The sequence below is a fragment of the Ruegeria arenilitoris genome, from assembly GCF_013032445.1.
Lineage (GTDB): Bacteria > Pseudomonadota > Alphaproteobacteria > Rhodobacterales > Rhodobacteraceae > Ruegeria > Ruegeria arenilitoris_F.
Genome location: NZ_WQCA01000039.1, coordinates 1 through 17,610, shown reverse-complemented (window position 1 = coordinate 17,610; position 17,610 = coordinate 1). Strand labels below are relative to the sequence as shown.

Here is a 17,610-nt window from a genome sequence, read left to right as displayed (position 1 = left end):
TGGGACGCTAGACCAGCCCCCTGCCCGCCTCAAACTTGTTTTGTCTGACAGTACCAACATTTGGCCAAACCTGTTCCACCAATACCGGACAGTTTCGTGACTCACATCGATGCCTCGCTCGTGCAACAAGTCTTCGACATTCCGAAGCGGGAGCGGGAAACGGATGTACAGCATCACTGCAAGGCGGATGATCTCGGGGCTGGTTTTAAAGTATTTGAAGGAGGCAGGTCTGGTCATGGGCAAAAGCTACGCAACACCCCTAACCCGCTCAACCAAATTTCTTCTGACAAGACCCGTCTGAATGCTGCAGCGCAACCAGCCAAAGCCGCCTTTCGTTGCAAGCACAAAATCAAGAGTTCGTCGCACTGACCTGTCGCGGACGAAGCAGCTATCCGGTTACAAAGGCGGCATGTCCGGTTCGAAGAAGTGTCAACACGGGTAGGTCTTAAAGCTGGTTTCTGAGCCACACTTCAAATTCTTTGGCATGCGCCTGAGTGGCGGCTCTGCCTTCAGTCCGAATAAGAAAATGCGCCTGTCCGAGTTCTTTCGGTTCTCCCACGATACGAATTTGCTGGCCGGACTGGATCGCTTGTCGGGCAAATCGTTCTATGACAACCGCAACCCCCAGTCCGGCGGCAACCATTTCCATTGCTGCGGTTGAGGTATCAGTGATCAAACGTCCGTCTGAACCTTCAAATTTCAGCCCATAGGCAGACAGGTACCGTGCCCAGTGATCGTCGAACCCCATGATGTGTATCGGCGATTGCCGCAGCAGATCGTCCGGCACGCGTATCGCTTGATTGGACCCGATGCCGCAGATCGGCACAATCCTCTCTACCGACAGCAACTTCAAATCTGATCTCGTGACCTCCTGTGGCGCAAGGATGACATCAACGTCGACAGGTTGTTGATCCGAGGGGTTTTTCCAGATCGATGTCACCGTTTTGACGCCAATATCAGGATGCTTGAGAAAAAAATCATCAAGCCGGGCAGACAGCCACATAATAAATGCCATGGAGGCGCGTACCGTGATGGTACGCGCTTGGCGCGGTCCAAAGAGACCGGTAGTCGACATATCCAGCGTGTCCAGCGCCTCGCGCACAGTCACCAGATAGGCCTTGCCTGCATCGGTCAATTGCAGGCTTTTGGGTCGACGTAGAAACAGTTTGGCATCCAGCTGCACCTCAAGCGCTTTGATATGCTGGCTGACGGCGGTTTGGGTTAAACCAATTTCTCGGCTGGCTGCGGTGAAGCTCAGCAGCCGCGCTGCTGCTTCAAAGCTGCGCAACCAGTTGAGATTCAGATTGTGACGCATCCTACATCCATAAATTTTCTATGTTCATGGGCAACTACTATTTCACTTTAGTGGATCAACGCATGGGCGGATAGTGTCCTCGACGATCCCACTTTCCAGACATCCGCGTCTATTCGCAGGGAGTTTACAATGACAGACACGCACCAGTCGCAACACGACATTGCCTTGGATCTCATTGATCTTGACCGTTATCCAATTGCGGATCTGGACAGCGGAGCTGGGGCGGAATTTTTGACCGAATGCCAGCGTCTTATGGACGAGCACGGTTGGTGCAACCTGGCCGGTTTCATTCGCTCAGAGGCGCTTGAACAGTTGAATGGCGAGGCCAATGATCTTTTGCCAACTGCTGAAGTCCTGCATGTAAAACGCAATATTTATCAGGGTGCCATCGATCCCACGCTGCCCGAAGACGACCCTCGGCGGAAAGAGTTTACGCACGTCGCGGTCCAGCTTGCGGATGATCAGATCCCTGCGGAGACCGGGCTAAAGCAGCTTTACCATTCCGACATATTGACGGAATTTGTGCGTCGGGTTCAGAAAAAGGATCAACTCCACAGATGCGCCGACGATTTTCAGGCGCTCAACGTCGTCGCACTGCACCCGGAAAGCTGGCACGCCTGGCACTACGACACAACGGAATGCACCGTGACGCTGTTGCTCCAAGCGGCTGAGACAGGCGGAGAATTCACGTTTCTTCCGAATTCACGCGACGATCACAGTGAAGACCGCGAAGCGGTAGATCGACTGTTGGCTGGCGATATGTCGCAGGCGCAGACATTTTCCCGCGACGCAGGGGCGTTCACGCTTTTCCGGGGCGGCTATTCCCTGCATGGTGTGACAAAAGTCGAAGGCTCGCAGCCACGTATTTCGGCGATTATGACTTACGACGAGCAGCCAGATCGCGTGATAGACGACGAGATCAACGTCCGAATTTACGGTGAACGTGTGAAAAAGATTTTGGATAGCCGCAGCGCCGCGAAGACTACACGAGGATGATCTGAGATGAAAACGGCATTGTTGGTAATTGATGTACAGATGGCGTTGGCGCATGAGGATGCTTCTGGAACGAAACGATCTTGCCCCGAGGCAGAGAATAACATCGCGCGGCTCCTGAAAGAGTTTCGCAGCGCAGGAGATACTGTGGTGCATATCCATCACCACGGGACCGACCCGGAGGATCCTTTTCATCCGGATGCCGCCGGATCAGCGGTTCAACCCGTTGCGGTCCCGGAGCCAGGTGAACCCGTGGTCATCAAAACCGGCAGCAGCGGATTTATGGGAACTTCACTGCATGAAATTCTGAGCAAAGCAGGCATAGAACGTGTCGTCACCTGCGGAGCGACCGCGAACCACTGCGTGGAATCAACAACCCGCAGCGCTGCTGATTTGGGGTTTCAGCCAATCTACGCCGCCGACGCGGTCTGGACTTATGGCATAACCGGACCGGATGGCGTGCACCATAGTGCAGACCAGATACATTCGGTTTCAATGGCCACACTCGAAGGTGAAATAGCGTCGGTGAAAAAGACACAAGACATATTGAAGATGTAGAGATCAGCAGCCGATTGCCGTGTTACCTTTGGTACGCCCATTGCTTACAGCGCAAATGCCAAGTCAGACATTCATAGAGCATCGGTTTCAATGGAACCGTGGCTAGAGCCAGTCGACTGGCGTCTATTGACAGTTGCGGCCCTTTCCGGACTTTCACCCCATAGTCTCCATGCTGCGGCGCAGCCCGTCGAATCTGCCGTTCGCTGCAAGCGCACGATCTTTACAGTGGGTAATGACTGGATCGCGAGACAAACCGAACTTTCAATCAATGATTCTGAACGTCCGCTCTCCTATTCCCGAGCATGTAAGTGTTTCGCCCATTCCTTACTGAAGTCTCCGAGTGGACAGAGATGATCATAGAGGTGTTGTCCCAGATCAGTCGACGCATATCCTTCGGCAACGCGATGAACAAATCCCGCCGCTTGAAGCTCTTTCAGTCGGGTGTTGAGTGCCGCAGGTGAGATTGTTTCGCACTCTTCTTGCAGCTTTCGGAATGTGCATGGGCCAGCCTCGCTCAACGTCCAAAGGACTCCCATAGCCCAGTGCCGTCCAAGCAGGTCGAACAGAGCCATAATGGGCGCGCCGCTTTTTGAACCACGAACAGGCTGACCTGGTATCGGTATCTTAGTCACTTGCTATACTTTCTGTAGCAACCTATATTGCTATGTAATTTGTAGCAACCCCAGCCGGTATTGCCAATGATCAAGACAGACACTTACGAAATCCGTGATGATCGGTTCAAACGCAGCATCAAACTGGATGAGCCGATCGATCAAATCTGGACAGGCGGCAAATGGACAGAAGGACCGGTGTATTCTCCGGCGTTCAGATGCCTGATCTGGAGCGACATTCCTAATGACCGACGGCTCCGCTGGGACGAACTAACCGGAGCAGCCGGAGACATACGCTCAGGCCTCGGATGCTACACGAATGGCTCAACGCTCGACCGGCAAGGGCGGATCGTGGCATGCGAGCATGGTACACGCAGTGTCACCCGGATTGAGCATGATGGGTCGGTTACGACTCTGGCCAGTCACTTCGAAGGAAAGCTGTTCAACAGTCCAAACGATGTTGTGGTGCGATCAGATGACACGATCTGGTTCAGTGACCCGGCTTATGGAATCGAGTCTGACTACGAAGGGTTTCAGGCAGACCCAGAGCTTGACGGTGAACATGTCTATCGTCTCGATCCGGCCACAGGCGATGTCACACAAGTGACTACTGACTTCACCTGTCCGAATGGACTTGCATTTTCGCTAGACGAGAAAACGCTGTATATCGCTGACAGTGGTGGCACGCGTTACGCAAGCGGAGAGCATCATATCCGCGCGTTCTCCGTTAGTGCAGACGGCAAGCTCTCAGGCGGGGATGTTTTTGCTGAATGCGAAGAAGGCGTCTTTGACGGATTTCGGCTCGATACCCAAGGCCGTATCTGGACGAGCGCAAAGGACGGCGTTCATTGTTACCACCCGGATGGCACGCTGCTGGGCAAGATTTTCGTCCCAGAAGAGGTCTCGAATGTTTGCTTTGGCGGGCCGAAACGCAATCGTCTGTTCATCACCGCCTCCACAAGCGTATATGCGGTCCTCCTGCCAACAACCGGTGCTTTGCTGTTCTGATGGCAGATGCATTTTATGCTGAAAGCCCACACGGGCCGCGCGTCTCATCTTGTGCAAGGTGCACAATTGAGAGTTGCCAATACCTTCGGCTCTCAGGTGATCGCCGCGTGGGCGATCATGGCTGTTGACATCGATTTAACCGCGTTCTGGGCCAGCAAGGCAATACGGTATCTCTCCCGTGCAAACCGGCGGGCAACCGATGCTCCGGTTCCGTCACCGACACCTGTAATCAGACAGACTTTATCGTTCATGGCGGCTCTCCTTTGGGAAAGCTCAGCTTGTATCAAGCCGCTCTAAATCAAAGATTTCATATCCGCAGCGAATGTCGGAAACGCATATAGCGAGGACTTGAGATCGCTGGCAGAGATGCTGTGACGCATGGCCATGGCAAAGAGATGGATCAGTTCGTCACCGTGATGGCCCAGAATATGAGCACCTAGGACTTGATCGGTACTCTTGTCGACCAAAACTTTGGACCAGGCTGCCGTTTCCGCGTAGGTCTTGGTGGAAAACCACCCGGACATATCAGAAACCGTAACTGAAACATCGAGACCCTTTTCACGCGCTTCAGCTTCGTTCAGGCCAACGGTGCTGAGCGCCGGAACGGTGTAGACGGCGCTGGGGATCACGCTGTAATCCGGCCTTTTAGTTGGTCCACGCACGATGTTGTGGCCGACAATCTGACCCTCATACGTTGCGATGGGAGAAAGTTGAGCGGAGCTGGTGACAGCATCGCCCGCAACCCAGACTGAAGAGTTGGAGGTGGACCGCATCGTATCGTCGATCAGAATGCGCAGTCCGTCATGCTCGACACCGGCGGCATCGAGGTTAAGCCCGTCGATATTGGCGACGCGGCCTGCGCCGTTGACTACCCGCTCGGCCAAAAGACTTTGATTTCTGCCGTCATGTTCGAATTCAACGCGCAACCCGTCGGCAGTCTTCTTGATTGCCGTCACCGATACTCCGGTTTTGACCGCTACGCCCAGGCGTTCGGTTTCCACTTGCAGAGCCGATACGGCGTCACTGTCCATACGTGGCAGCAACTGTGGCAACGCTTCAAGGATTGTCACCTGCACTCCGGCTCGCGCGTAGACATGACTGAACTCCATGGCAATGACGCCGCCGCCAATGAAGACAACTTCTTTCGGCAGTGTCGCATCGGACAGAACTTCGTCGGACGTGATCATGTGCTCGGTGCCGGGGATAGGCAGAGGCCTTGGCTTCGATCCTGTTGCGATAACGATGTCCTTGCCATGTATAATCTGACCGTCGACCTCAACCTCGTTCGGCCCGATAAAACGCGCAGTGCCTCGAAAGACATCCCCGCGTTTTTCGGCCAGCCCCTGCATGGCTTCAGGGATGAAACCAATCAGACTCTTCTCTCGCTCGATCAGTTTCGCCCAATTGAGCTTTGGCTTGCTGACTTCGATCCCGTGGATGGGCGCTTGTTCGATCTCGTGCATTGCATGGGCAGCTGCCACAAGAACTTTTTTTGGCGTGCAGCCGCGATTGGGGCAGGTCCCGCCAAAATCGCGCGCTTCGATAAAGGCAATGGATTTTCCGGCTTCATGTGCCACGGAGGAAACACCGAACCCTGCATTGCCCCCACCAATAATGATCACATCATATGACCCGCGCATATTGTTACTCCTTTCGTTCTAATTTCCGATTGCAGATCTTCGTCTATAGAGATCACATGGCGGAACCGAAATTTTCGGTGTGGATCTGCTCGGCGGGAACGCCTTGGCTTTCCAGATCAGCCTGCACGTCGCCCATGAAACTGACTGGTACGCACAAAAAGTAATGCGCGTCAGGTTTTTCGATCAGTCGAGCAAGCAACGCTCTGGTGAAGCGTCCCCGGGAATTGTATTCGTGGCCATACACATCGCCTGTCGCCGGTCTGCTAACGGTTAGGCAAGCTCACGCGCAATATGACGTGCCTGGGCCTGAGCTGAGGCAACCGAAGCTTTGTGACGCTCATCGGCAAATTCCTGATACTCGGCCGCAGCTTCGAACATGCGTTCTGCGCCCAGGTACTTGCGCAATGTGCTGATATGCGCAGAAAGGTGACCCGAGTCATTGCGAATCCCACCGTTCTCAAAGCCGAATTCGCCAGCCGATGTCAGCAGCACCAGTGTTTTTCCGGACATGATCGGTTCCAGAGGGAAGTCGCCGCGCGCCAAATCAAACGTAAATGTCTTGTTGATCCGGATGATCTGATCAAACCAAGCCTTCAGGGCTGCGGGCATGCCATAGTTGTACATGGGCGTCGAAATCAGCAGGATGTCGGAGCGGTCGAGCTCGTCAATCAGCGTATCAGACAAGCTGACCAAAGCGCTCTGTTCAGGAGTGCGTTCCTCTTCTGCTGTAAAGACGGACGCGATCCAATCGTTGGAAATGAAATCCGGCGGGGTCATTCCGACGTCACGCACAATAACTTCGACGTTCGGATCAACCGTTTTCCATTCTTCCACGAAACTGTCCGCCAAAGCACGGGAAATGGAGTTATAGGCCGCAACAGGGTTGTCGGTGCGGCGCACACTGGCGTCAATTCTCAGGATTGTGGTCATCTTGTCACCTAGTCAGTTTGCAATGAACCATTCAAAGGTGACGCCAGAGACGCGCAGGTACAAATGAAGAGAATTCTGAATAGAGTGAACAGACCTCAGCCATCTCTAATCGCTGAAAAAATCTTCTCCAAATGAGACGCCGTCGCAAGTACATCCGCGTCCCTGTTTGCGCCGCCGCTCAAGGATAGGCTGCTCCCCGGTTTCCGTTCTCCAAATGGAATGGAAATTGTTGGCGCATTGAGGAAAGCGGCTTTCATCGATACCGACAGGATAAGGGCGTTTTCCCGTGCAAAGACCCCTTTATCACGGGTCACGGCCTGAACAGACGGCGGGTACGACGGCAATGTCGGGTAAAGCAGCATCTTCCCTGCCAGTTCCGTGCCAAAGTCCAGGAGGAGGGCCCGCCGGATTTCCAGCAATGCCTGCAGATCTGTGCCAAGGATTGAAGCCGCCTGAACAAGGCGATCCTGCACATTTGGGTCCAGTCTGGTCTGCTGGTCTCCGACCAAACTTGGCAGAAGACGAAAGGCTTCGGCACTCACCAGCGTTCCATAGGTTTGGAAGATCTCCGTGACGCGAGTGAAACTTTGGATATCAACCCTTTCCAATTCGATGCCACGCTCGGACAAATGCTGCTGGGCCTGTTCGTACATAGCCCTGATTTCCGGGGTAAATCCCACCAGGGCGTCTTCCCTCAGGCACAGAATATGACGGCAGGCGCGCCCGGTTTCTTTGCAATCCGACAAAACGCGATCTACTGCGCAAATCTGACTGACGTTAAGAGCGAGTGAGCCTGGCGTATCCAGAGAAGGCGCCAGTGGTAAAATCCCGGCGCTTTCATAGCGGCCCATAGTTGGGCGAAACCCCACCAGGCCCTGACAGGCGGCCGGAATGCGCACGGAGCCGGAGGTATCTGTGCCCAAGGCGATGTCGGCCAAGCCCAAGGCAACGGCTGACGCCGATCCGCTCGAGGACCCCCCGGGCACCAATGTGCTATCCAACGCATTCAGAGGGGTGCCGAAATGCGGATTAACTCCGAGCCCGGAGAAGGCGAACTCCGACATGTTCACATGACCCAGAATGATCGCGCCCGCAGAACGGAGCCTGGCCACGATCGGGGCGTCATTGTCTGCTGGTTGAGGATCGATGGCCAAAGATCCCGCATGGCTTCGGAGCGCTTGCACGTCGATATTGGCCTTCACCGCAAGAAACTGGCCGTCCAACGGGCCAAGCAGCTTCCCTGCGGCCCGCCGCGCGGCGGCAGATCGGGCATCCTGCAATAGTCTATCTGGCGCTACGCTAAGGAATACCTCGCGCTGCGTATCTAGGGAAGCCAGGAAGTCGCGCGCCCGTTGAAGGATATTCATGTCGTTAGGACCGGAGCCTTATAATAGGGCAGTTCTTCAACCCGTACGCTTTGCCGGTCTGCCTCATATTGCGTGCGCACGTGCTGCGCGATCTCTCCGAGAGTGGCGAACCAGACGTCACCCCTGTTCAAGATAGATTCCATCCAGTCTTCCACCTGCCGCCACCGCGCCAAACGCCCAGTCAGGAAGGGATGCCAGATGCCGATCCAGAAGCCACCTTCTTCGTATTGGGCTTCGAATTCCTCCCAAAATGGGGTCAGCCCGGCGCGTGGCCCGGCGACGGGCATCATGTAGCCAATCTCCTCAAAATGGGCGAATTGCGGCCAGTCGTCGGTCCCCCAATGCGAAGGAAGTTCGACCAAAGTCCGCCCGCCGGATCGCATGAGATATGGCACATCATCCGCCATCAGCGAACTGTCATAGTCGAATTCATGCTTGTTCAGCAGATCGATAACGGCTTGCGTCACATTGTAAACCGGTGCGCGATAGCCTTTTGGCACATTGCCCAAAACTCGCTTATGCGACTCCAGCGCGCGTTCGAACCAATAGGTTTGTTCAGACGCGCTGTGGTTTGTCGGGTCTTCGTGCAAATAGCCATGATGGCCGATTTCATGACCATCATTCAGGATGGCTTGCATAGCATCTGGATATTGCTCCACGACCCATCCGGGTGCGAAGAAGGACTGTTTCAGCCCGAGGCGTTTGTAGGTTTCTAGAATCCGAGGGATGGCGACCGTCGGCCCGTAGCGCCCCATGGAGATCGGATAGAGGCGATCATGCCCGTCGACCGGCTTTGCAATATGGATCAGGCTGTCCGCATCGATATCAAAGGTGATCGCACAGGCGCATCGCGCGCCGTTTGGCCAGATTATCTTCTTCTGCATGGTCTTGCTCCTCTGTCACAAATGCGGGGCGTTGTTCGTCAGCCAATCGTCATACCAGCGCTGCAATGCGGATTTGACGGCGGCATATTCATTAGCGCTCAGCCGTTGATCCGCGGCGCGCTGCATGCCGTCGGTGATGTTTTGAAGAATTTTCTTTTCGTCGCACTTTTTGGCTTCGCCGTGCGAAACGGCCAGTTGTCCGCCGGTGAAGACGCTCTGGATGTCCGTGGATTTTGCCGATCTGACCAACAGCTCAACCGGATCAATTCCGGGGTCCAACCAGGGCCCTTCAAGACGGTCCAGGCGCAGGATCACAAAGTCGGCGCGTTTGCCGACGGACAGGCTTCCGATGCTGTGATCCATACCCATCAAACGCGCGCCACCTAAAGTGGCCATGTCGAAAACATCCTTCGCGGTCAGGCTAGGGTTCGCCCGATCACTTGACCAATAAAGGCTTTGCGCCAAACGCATTTCGGCGAACATATCGTCATCGCCTGCCAGGCTGGTCCCATCCATCCCCAGTGCGAGGTTAATGCCCATCCGCTTCATCAATGGCGCGGGTGCAATGCCGGACCGCAGCCGCAAATTGGAGCTGGGATTGCACACAATATGCGCGTGTACCTCGGCCACCCGCGCCAGATCTTTTTCGTCCGCCCAGACCATATGCGCCAAGGACAAGCCGTCAGTGAGCAGGCCAGCTTCGCCCAATTCTGCGATGGCACCCTGAAAACTCCAGGCTGTAGCCGACAGGTGTTGCAGCCGAGACTCCTCGGCATGGGTGTGAATGCGCTGGCCGCTTTCGCGAACTTCCCTGGCGATGTCGCGCAGGGTCTCTTGGCCCGTCCAATGCGGTGCCGTGGGGCCAAACCATACATCAGCGCATTCAGAAGCCGCGTATTCGCCATGCATCCGGGACAGAAGTCGTACAAAGTTTTGCGGTTCAATACGTGCGCGCGCAACGTGCTGGCGTTGCAGTTTGCATCGCAGAACTTCGGGCAAGGTGGTCAGAAACGACTGGCTTTGCCCATATGCATGCACAAGCTGGTTGTGCCATCTCTCGCCCGGCGCGATGGCACAGGACAGGCCAAGCCCATTATATACGGCGATTTTACCCCTTATCTTCGCTTCGGCAATGGCCGCTGTCTGACCCGCGGTGCAGGCATCCACAACAGCCGTTACCCCATTCTTCAGCAAGCGCATTGCCGCGTATTCGGTGGCGAGGCGCGGCGCAATGTCGGCTGCGCCAGCGGAGGCGAAAATCCAAGGCTCTAACAGGTCATCCCGTATCCCTTGGTTGATCAGGTTCACCCCATAACAATGGTGATGAGCATTCACAAACCCGGGCAGGATCGCCGTGTTTGTGTCCGAGTGCACCCTTGCGCTGGGATAACGTGACTTCAATACGGCCAGAGGTGCTAAGCCACCTATTCTACCGTCTAGAACATAAAGAGCGAAGTCGTTGTGACTGTGAAAAGCATCTTCGATGATCCACCGGGCAGAAAATATGTCACCGCCCTCATCCGTCATGAACAACAAACTCCAGCGCGCTCGGCTTGCCTTCGTCCCCGTTGACTGGAGTGATATCTTGCGGGCAGGCCGACATCACGGCGTAGACTGGCATCTCAGCTTTGAAGGTTATGCTATCCCCCGGCTTCGACACTGGCGCAGCCCAGGCAAGGCTGCCATCAGGGTGAACTGGTACGTTCATCCACAGATTGAAGGGCGCTGGCACATGTGGTGCTTTTTTCCCGATAGCAAGCAAGGCCTGCCTCAAGTTGTCGGCGCAATTGTCGTGGTAATCAGTGACGCCCAATTGCTTGTACCGGTTGGCATCGCAAGCGGCGATCGTTGTGTCATGAACACCCGGCGATGTGTCTTGGGTCAGCGTCAGAAGAGGATTGCGCAGATTGCTGACCAACCTGTCACCGACCTTTGGGAAAACAGACAGAAGATCCGTATGCACATGCGGCATAGACAAATATTCTTGCAGCTCTGCCGCATTGAACGCCCAGAAATCGCAGACTTGCCAGCCGGTCGGGTTGATGATGGTCAAAGTCTGACCAGCTTTCAAACGCGCCGCGACACCGCAACGTGCTGGCACCGTATACCGTTGTGCAATGACCGGGGCGCCGTCGGCAGAGACCGTGCTGTCCAGAGTTTGATTGAAACCATCGGGTTGGGAAGGGTCAAAACTTTGCATGCGCAAGAACTCCTGATTAGGGGTTCAGAAACGCATGCTTCTCGGCAATTTTGAAATGACAAAATTTCAAGCGACGGATTAGATCGTTGCGGTCATGCTATTCTTCAAAAAACCTTTGACCGACGGCGCTGTCGCGAAACTCATCTGCTTGGTCCAATAGCCATTCCCGGAACACACGGACGCGTGCACGATTGGCGTAAGTTTCCGGACAGACGAGAAAATAGCTCTTGTTCTTCAATGCCGTATCAAAGGGGGCGACCAGCATATTGCGTTCCAGAAAACGCGCGGCGGCCAAAAGGCTGACAAGGGCCACACCATGACCATCGCCAGCCGTCAGCAAGCAGATGTGTTCCTCAGAATAGGTGACATAGGGCTCGACATCACCAGTCTGCAAGCCAGCCGCGTCCATCCAGCGCTCCCAACTCGGATCCGCATCAGAAAACCCGCTCCATTGGTATTCGATCAGACGAGACTTCAGAAGATCTTCGGCGGAACTCAGTGATTTCGCCTTTTCCACGCTGCAGACAGGTGCCACCCAGTCATTCAAGACCCAAGCCACATTGCTGTCAGGATAATCGCCAAAGCCATACCGAATGGCCACATCCACATCGCTGGATTTGAAGTCCACCAGTTGGTCGCTAGACAGAACCCTTACCGAAATCTCCGGGTATTTCTCGTAAAAGCCCCGCAGCCGCGGGCTAAGCCAGTTGGCGGCAAAGGACCCGGTGGTTGAGATTGTCAATGTGCCCGCAAGGTCGTCTTCCTCCAGCGCGAGAGAGGCGGCTTCGATGTTCTTGAAAGCCTCAATTATGTGGGGCGCGTAGTTGGCCCCATCCTCCGTCAGTTTCAAGGCGCGGGTCAGCCGGTGGAACAGAGGTACCCCAAGTTGATCCTCCAGCGATTTGATCTGATGGGAAATGGCAGTCGGAGTGACACATAATTCATCGGCGGCATCCTTGAAACTCAGATGCCGGCAGGCTGCTTCAAAGGCCTGAATGCTTTTCAACGACGGTATCTTCGCCATGACGCGCGGCTTTGCTCTCCTGATGCGATGCTATTTCGTCGCTCCACTCTAACCCGATTGCCAGTTCACATGTGGGCAAAATTCTCAGCTGTGAGGTGAAAACATCTAATTTGAGAAGACAGGGCATTCTCTCTTGAATTTGCGTGAAAGTTGGGAGGTTGTCTTGGATTCATTTTTGAAAGTCACCGGCATCGACAAGTCGTTTGGCGCCGTTCGTGCATTGCACAACGTCAATCTGCTGGCCTCGAAGGGCGAGTGTATTGCGATTTTGGGCGAGAACGGAGCGGGGAAAACCACGTTCGCGAGTGTTCTGATCGGTCTGTATCAGCCCGATAACGGCGAAATCAAACTGGGCGGAACACCTGTTTCGGTGACCAACCCAGCAAAAGCTATTGAGTATGGGATCGGCATGATCCACCAGCATTTCAGCCTGGTCGGCGCGATGAACGCCGAAGAGAACATTCTGATCGGCTTGCCCAGCACAAAGAGGGGTGCCGAAGCGCGGGCGCGCGTTCGGCAGCTTTGCAGCGACTTTGACTTTAACGTCGATTTCGACATCCGCGTCACGGAAATGCCTGTGGGCATGAAGCAAAGGGTGGAGATCCTTAAGGCGCTGTTTCGCGATGTATCAATCCTGATCCTGGATGAACCCACCAGCGTTCTTGCCCCGACCGAAGTCGCGCCGTTTCTCAAAGGGGTGCGCAAGCTGGTCGCCAACGGCTGCCTTGTCTTTTTCATCAGCCACAAGCTTGATGAAATCCGCGAAATTGCCGATCGCGTCATGATAATGCGCCATGGGTGCGTCGAGGGGGTTCTTCCGGTTGCGACCACGCCCATGGCTCAGATGTCAGCGCTTATGATGGGAGACAAGCCGAACGGCGAAACGGTCGAGACACCCAAGGCCCAAAAGGCGCGCAACGACACCAGTTCAGCACCGAACGCTCTGGTTGTATCTGATGTCTGCCTGATCGATCCAGGCGGCGCGGAAATCCTGCAGGATGTGTCCCTCTCCGTGAAGGCTGGCGAAATTCTCGGAATCGCCGGGATCGACGGCAATGGCCAGACGGAGTTGAGCGAGGTGATCACCGGCCTCAAAAGACAAACCAGCGGCGCCATCCACCTTAATGACACGGAGATATCAAGCGCCTCCATCGCTTCGCGCATTGCAGATGGGATAGGCTTTGTGCCCGAGGACCGCCATGCCGAAGGCTTGGTCCTGTCGCTCAGTGTCGAAGAAAATATGGCCTTTCGATCCATTGGCGAAGACAGGTTCATGTCTGGCGGTCTGATTTCCCGGCGCGCGATGCACGAGATCACGTGCGACGTGGTCGCGGCCTTTGACATTAGGCCCCCAGACCCGAAATTGAACGCCTCAGCTTTGTCCGGCGGCAATCAGCAAAAAATCGTTCTGGCCCGTGAAGTGGCCCGGGCGCGCAATCTCTTGGTCGTCGTACAGCCGACAAAAGGGCTTGATGTCGGCGCAACGGAATTTGTTCAGAACCAGATCCGTGCTGTCGCCCAAAGCGGCGTGGGCGTTCTCTATATCTCCACTGAACTTGAGCATGTGCTCGACATCTCTGACCGCGTCGCCGTGATGGCTTTTGGTCGGATCACGGGTGTTGTCGATCCAGAAAACACAACTCTTCAAGACATCGGGCTCTTGATGACCGCAGCGCCGGAGGAGGTACAATGAACAGATTCACCATGCAACGCCGGATTGCGATTGGATTACTTTTAGCGCTGAGCGTTGGCGGCGTGCTAATCCTGCTCGACGGGCACAACCCGTTTGAGGCCTATAAGATTCTGTTTCTGGAATCCTTCCTGAATTACTGGGGTTTCTCCAATACTTTGGTCAAAGCCTCGCCGATGCTTCTAGCCGGGCTGGCCGTGATCATTCCGATGCGTGCCGGTGTGTTCAACATCGGTGGCGAGGGGCAGATTTATATTGGTGGGTTGTTCGGCGCCGTCTTTGCTTTGGCGATCCCCGATCTGCCCGGTCTATTGGGCGTGCCGCTGATATTTTTCGCTGCCGCCGCCGGCGGGGCGTTCTGGGCGGCAATTCCTGCGTATCTCAAAGCCTATCGGGGCACGAATGAGGTCATCGTCACGCTGTTGATGAACTTCATTGCGATCCACATCGTCAGCTATGCCGTGGCTGGGCCGCTATTGGCTGAAGGCGCGCCATATCCTTATTCCGAGGAAGTCTCAGAAGCCTATCGCCTGCCTATTCTGATGCCGCAATCTGATACCCATGCGGGCTTTGTATTCGGGCTGGGCATGACGATCATCTTGTATTTCTGGCTGCGCTTCACGCCATCGGGTTTCCAACTGGACCTTGTGGGGCGCAATGCGCGCGCTGCGGCCTATGCCGGTGTGGACCAGAAAAAGACCATCATTCGCGCCATGTTGATTGGCGGCAGCCTTGCCGGTTTGGCCGGCGCAATCGAGGTGATCGGGTTGAAGTACCGCCTGTTCCACCTGTTTAGCGATGGCTACGGCTATGACGGGATTGTCGTCGCCTTCCTTGCGGCTCTTAATCCAATTGTCGCGCCTTTGACCGCGCTGTTCCTTGCCGGGCTCTCTTCCGGGGCGGGAACGATGCAACGTGCCGTCGGGGTCGACAGTTCTGTCATCGAAGTGGTCGAGGGGCTCGTCGTGGTTTTTGTCGCTGCCGCCCTCGTGACACCGCGAACTAGGTCAAAATCCATTCTGAAACTCCTGGCAAAAAACCTGCGGCTGCGCCGCCGAACACAACGCCAAAAGAAAGAGGCATAAGCTATGATTGATCTTGTTTTGCTGGGCGACGTCCTTGCCGGAACCGCCCGATTGGGTACGCCAATTGCTTTTGCTGCCCTTGGCGGGGTGATCGCGGAACGTGGCGGGCTATACAACATCGGCCTCGAAGGTCAGATCCTCGCCGGAGCGCTTGGCGCTGCTGCTGGTTCTTTCGCAACGGGCTCCGCCGTGATCGGGCTCGGATGCGGGATCATTTGCGGCCTGATCTCTGGCCTGCTGCTTGGGTATATGTCGATCCGGCTGCGCATCAACCAGTTGGTTGGCGGTATCGCGCTCAACCTGCTGCTGGCCGGACTCACAGCTTTTCTGTCCCGTCAGATATTCGGAGCTCAGGCCGGAGGGGCGCGGGTAAACGGGTTCTCGCAGATCGATATTCCCTTCTTGTCAGATCTGCCGGTCGTTGGCCCGTCCCTTTTTTCCCAAGATTCGCTGTTCTACCTATTGATCGGATTGGCAATAGCCGCCTGGTTCTGGCTGATGAAATCCCACAAGGGTCTGAACCTTCGCGCCGTTGGCGAAAACCCGAAGGCCGCGGACTTGGCCGGGGTCCCTGTCTTTCGCATGCAATATCTCGTAATCGTAGCCAGCGGTGCCCTCGCGGCACTGGCAGGGGTGCATCTGGTCTTATCGCAAGTCTATGTGTTTGCGGAAGGCATGAGCGCGGGCAAAGGCTTCATTGCGCTTGCGGCTATCATCTTAGGACGTTGGTCGCCCATCGGCGCGATCTGCGCGGCGCTTTTCTTCGGCTTCTGTGATGCAGTGCAGTTCAAACTGCAATTCACCTCGCCAGAGATTCCCTATCAGCTCTTCCTGATCTTGCCTTACCTGGCATCGCTCATCGCACTCGTGGTCCTCGCCGCCAAGGCCAGCGCACCTGCAAGCGTCGGATTGCCCTACGACCGGGAGCATCGATAAATCTCAGCCGTGACGTGAGAAACCATCGTTTTTCACGTCGCGATCCTCCCGTCACCCTGACAACACATATCCAATATGGGAGAACGACAATGCAATTGAAGTCCAAACTATTGGCGGGGCTTGCGGCACTGATGTTGGCAGGGTCTGCGGCTGCTGACGGGATCGAACGCGCCGCGATCGTTATGCCAGGATCGATTTCTGACAATGGCTGGAACCAAGCTGGATTCGAAGGCCTCACCAAGGCAGGTGAAGCGCTCGGCTTTGAAGCCGCTTTTTCCGAAAGCGTGCATCAGCCCGAACAAATCGAAGTCCTGAGCGACTACGCACGCCGGGGGTATGACCTTGTGATCGGTCACGGCGGAGAATTCCAGGACGCCGTGGAACGTGTCGCTGCACGCTTCCCGGAAACCATGTTCATGGTGAACAACGGACTGGGCACCAAAGACAACATTGCCAACGCGGATTTCTATTTCAGCCAAATAGCTTATCTGATGGGCTACGTTGCAGGCTCCATGTCAGACACAGGCACCATCGGCATCATCGCAGCGCAGCAGTTCAAGTTTACGACCGACACGGTTGCTGGCTACGAAGCGGGCGCCAAAGCGGCCAATCCGGACGTCAGACTTCTGGTTACCTGGACCGGCGACTGGGATGACATCGCCAAGGGCAAAGAAGCTGCCTTGAACCAAATTTCCCAAGGCGCCGATGTCGTCTGGCCGACAATGGACAGTGCGACGCTGGGCTCCATGCAGGCCGTTCAGGAAAAAGGTGTCTATGGCATCGGCATCTATCGTGATGCGATCAACGAATGGCCGGAAATCCTACAGTCCGCAATCTTGGATGTCCGAGGCAACATGCGGTCCTACCTGGAACTGGCAGCTGCTGGAAAACTGGAAGGTGCACTCTACCGGGCGGATATGGGCAATGAATTGGCCATGCGGATCGGGTCGTTCCACTCAGATATCCCGGTGGACGTTGTGGATGAAGTCAACAATCTGATCGACGCCATGAAGTCAGGCACTTTGGTTGTAAATCCACAATAACGCGCCCCCAATAATCGCTACTCCTTTTACTCTAGCCTCCAAGTCTGGGGGCATTTTTTTGTTAGAGAAATCAATGATTGAAGCCTTTCGCTTGTACCGCATGGGACTGTGTTTCCCCCGATTTCGTCGGAGTCGCTGCGCTGGTGCTGCCAGACGAATTCGAACCAGTCTCAGTTTGCCGCCAAATCCGCGAACTTATCCGGAACAAAGTTGACGCCACTCGGCAAGAGCGGCGGTGCGCGTCAGCTTGAATGTGTCTCGGCTGGTGAGAGATCTTTCCTGGTTGAAGTGGTTGTAGACGGAAGAATGGACGGCGGCGAATTTCT

At 55.3% G+C, this 17,610-nt stretch carries 18 protein-coding genes and 2 pseudogenes; 7 read left to right on the top strand and 13 right to left on the bottom strand.

Annotation, left to right across the window (positions count from 1 at the left end; genetic code table 11):
- Positions 1-237: pseudogene (locus GOW98_RS25610) on the bottom strand (IS6 family transposase); the annotation flags it as partial.
- Positions 238-445: 208 nt separating this feature from the next.
- The gene (locus GOW98_RS23895) at positions 446-1,288 is read right to left on the bottom strand and encodes a LysR family transcriptional regulator (RefSeq protein WP_170336857.1); all 843 of its coding nucleotides are present in this window, start codon (positions 1,286-1,288) and stop codon (positions 446-448) included.
- 156 nt (positions 1,289-1,444) lie between these two features.
- On the opposite strand from GOW98_RS23895, the gene GOW98_RS23890 reads away from it, so the two are divergent.
- Both GOW98_RS23890 and GOW98_RS23885 read left to right on the top strand, forming a co-directional pair.
- Positions 1,445-2,311 carry a HalD/BesD family halogenase gene (locus GOW98_RS23890; RefSeq protein ID WP_170336855.1) on the top strand — a complete coding sequence of 289 codons (867 nt, stop codon included), beginning with the start codon at positions 1,445-1,447 and terminating at the stop codon, positions 2,309-2,311.
- Positions 2,312-2,317: 6 nt separating this feature from the next.
- Positions 2,318-2,866 (top strand): isochorismatase family protein, encoded by a 549-nt coding sequence (locus GOW98_RS23885; RefSeq protein WP_170336853.1) that lies wholly within the window; start codon positions 2,318-2,320, stop codon positions 2,864-2,866.
- Between the two features lie 290 nt (positions 2,867-3,156).
- On the opposite strand, the gene GOW98_RS23880 is transcribed toward GOW98_RS23885, so the two are convergent.
- Entirely contained in the window at positions 3,157-3,438 is a 282-nt protein-coding gene (locus GOW98_RS23880) for a winged helix-turn-helix transcriptional regulator (RefSeq protein WP_170336851.1), read from the bottom strand.
- Between the two features lie 126 nt (positions 3,439-3,564).
- On the opposite strand from GOW98_RS23880, the gene GOW98_RS23875 reads away from it, so the two are divergent.
- On the top strand, positions 3,565-4,485 hold the full coding sequence (locus GOW98_RS23875; RefSeq protein ID WP_170336849.1) for an SMP-30/gluconolactonase/LRE family protein: 921 nt from the start codon (positions 3,565-3,567) through the stop codon (positions 4,483-4,485).
- A 92-nt stretch (positions 4,486-4,577) separates the two neighbouring features.
- On the opposite strand, the gene GOW98_RS23870 is transcribed toward GOW98_RS23875, so the two are convergent.
- From GOW98_RS23870 to gcvA, 9 genes are all read right to left on the bottom strand, one after another.
- Entirely contained in the window at positions 4,578-4,736 is a 159-nt protein-coding gene (locus GOW98_RS23870) for a hypothetical protein (protein WP_174823084.1), read from the bottom strand.
- 42 nt (positions 4,737-4,778) lie between these two features.
- Positions 4,779-6,125, bottom strand: coding sequence for a dihydrolipoyl dehydrogenase family protein (locus GOW98_RS23865; RefSeq protein WP_170336847.1), 1,347 nt, complete (start codon positions 6,123-6,125; stop codon positions 4,779-4,781).
- 52 nt (positions 6,126-6,177) lie between these two features.
- On the bottom strand, positions 6,178-6,369 hold the full coding sequence (locus tag GOW98_RS23860) for a hypothetical protein (RefSeq protein ID WP_170336845.1): 192 nt from the start codon (positions 6,367-6,369) through the stop codon (positions 6,178-6,180).
- A gap of 26 nt (positions 6,370-6,395) precedes the next feature.
- On the bottom strand, positions 6,396-7,055 hold the full coding sequence (locus tag GOW98_RS23855; RefSeq protein ID WP_170336842.1) for an FMN-dependent NADH-azoreductase: 660 nt from the start codon (positions 7,053-7,055) through the stop codon (positions 6,396-6,398).
- Between the two features lie 95 nt (positions 7,056-7,150).
- Complete coding sequence (locus tag GOW98_RS23850; RefSeq protein WP_170336840.1) at positions 7,151-8,422, bottom strand: amidase family protein; 1,272 nt, start codon at positions 8,420-8,422, stop codon at positions 7,151-7,153.
- Complete coding sequence (locus tag GOW98_RS23845; protein ID WP_170336838.1) at positions 8,419-9,306, bottom strand: polysaccharide deacetylase family protein; 888 nt, start codon at positions 9,304-9,306, stop codon at positions 8,419-8,421. The genes GOW98_RS23850 and GOW98_RS23845 overlap by 4 nt, the downstream gene beginning before the upstream one ends.
- A gap of 15 nt (positions 9,307-9,321) precedes the next feature.
- Complete coding sequence (locus tag GOW98_RS23840) at positions 9,322-10,833, bottom strand: amidohydrolase family protein (RefSeq protein WP_170336836.1); 1,512 nt, start codon at positions 10,831-10,833, stop codon at positions 9,322-9,324.
- Positions 10,823-11,407 carry a DUF1989 domain-containing protein gene (locus GOW98_RS23835; protein ID WP_367646896.1) on the bottom strand — a complete coding sequence of 195 codons (585 nt, stop codon included), beginning with the start codon at positions 11,405-11,407 and terminating at the stop codon, positions 10,823-10,825. The genes GOW98_RS23840 and GOW98_RS23835 overlap by 11 nt, the downstream gene beginning before the upstream one ends.
- Before the next feature lie 196 nt (positions 11,408-11,603).
- A complete protein-coding gene (gene gcvA, locus GOW98_RS23830) occupies positions 11,604-12,530 on the bottom strand; it encodes a transcriptional regulator GcvA (RefSeq protein WP_170336831.1) in 927 nt (308 codons plus the stop codon).
- A 163-nt stretch (positions 12,531-12,693) separates the two neighbouring features.
- Here gcvA and GOW98_RS23825 point away from each other — a divergent pair, with 163 nt between their 5' ends.
- The 4 genes from GOW98_RS23825 to GOW98_RS23810 all read left to right on the top strand — a co-directional run bounded on the left by GOW98_RS23825 (position 12,694) and on the right by GOW98_RS23810 (position 17,284).
- The gene (locus tag GOW98_RS23825) at positions 12,694-14,223 is read left to right on the top strand and encodes an ABC transporter ATP-binding protein (protein ID WP_170336829.1); all 1,530 of its coding nucleotides are present in this window, start codon (positions 12,694-12,696) and stop codon (positions 14,221-14,223) included.
- Positions 14,220-15,305, top strand: a complete 1,086-nt coding sequence (locus GOW98_RS23820; protein WP_170336827.1) for an ABC transporter permease — start codon at positions 14,220-14,222, stop codon at positions 15,303-15,305. Before GOW98_RS23825 ends, GOW98_RS23820 begins: the two co-directional genes overlap by 4 nt.
- Before the next feature lie 3 nt (positions 15,306-15,308).
- On the top strand, positions 15,309-16,241 hold the full coding sequence (locus GOW98_RS23815) for an ABC transporter permease (RefSeq protein ID WP_170336824.1): 933 nt from the start codon (positions 15,309-15,311) through the stop codon (positions 16,239-16,241).
- 89 nt (positions 16,242-16,330) lie between these two features.
- Positions 16,331-17,284 carry a BMP family protein gene (locus GOW98_RS23810; protein WP_170336822.1) on the top strand — a complete coding sequence of 318 codons (954 nt, stop codon included), beginning with the start codon at positions 16,331-16,333 and terminating at the stop codon, positions 17,282-17,284.
- Between the two features lie 195 nt (positions 17,285-17,479).
- Here the strand turns inward: GOW98_RS23810 and GOW98_RS25940 are convergent.
- A pseudogene (locus GOW98_RS25940) lies at positions 17,480-17,610 on the bottom strand (IS6 family transposase); the annotation flags it as partial.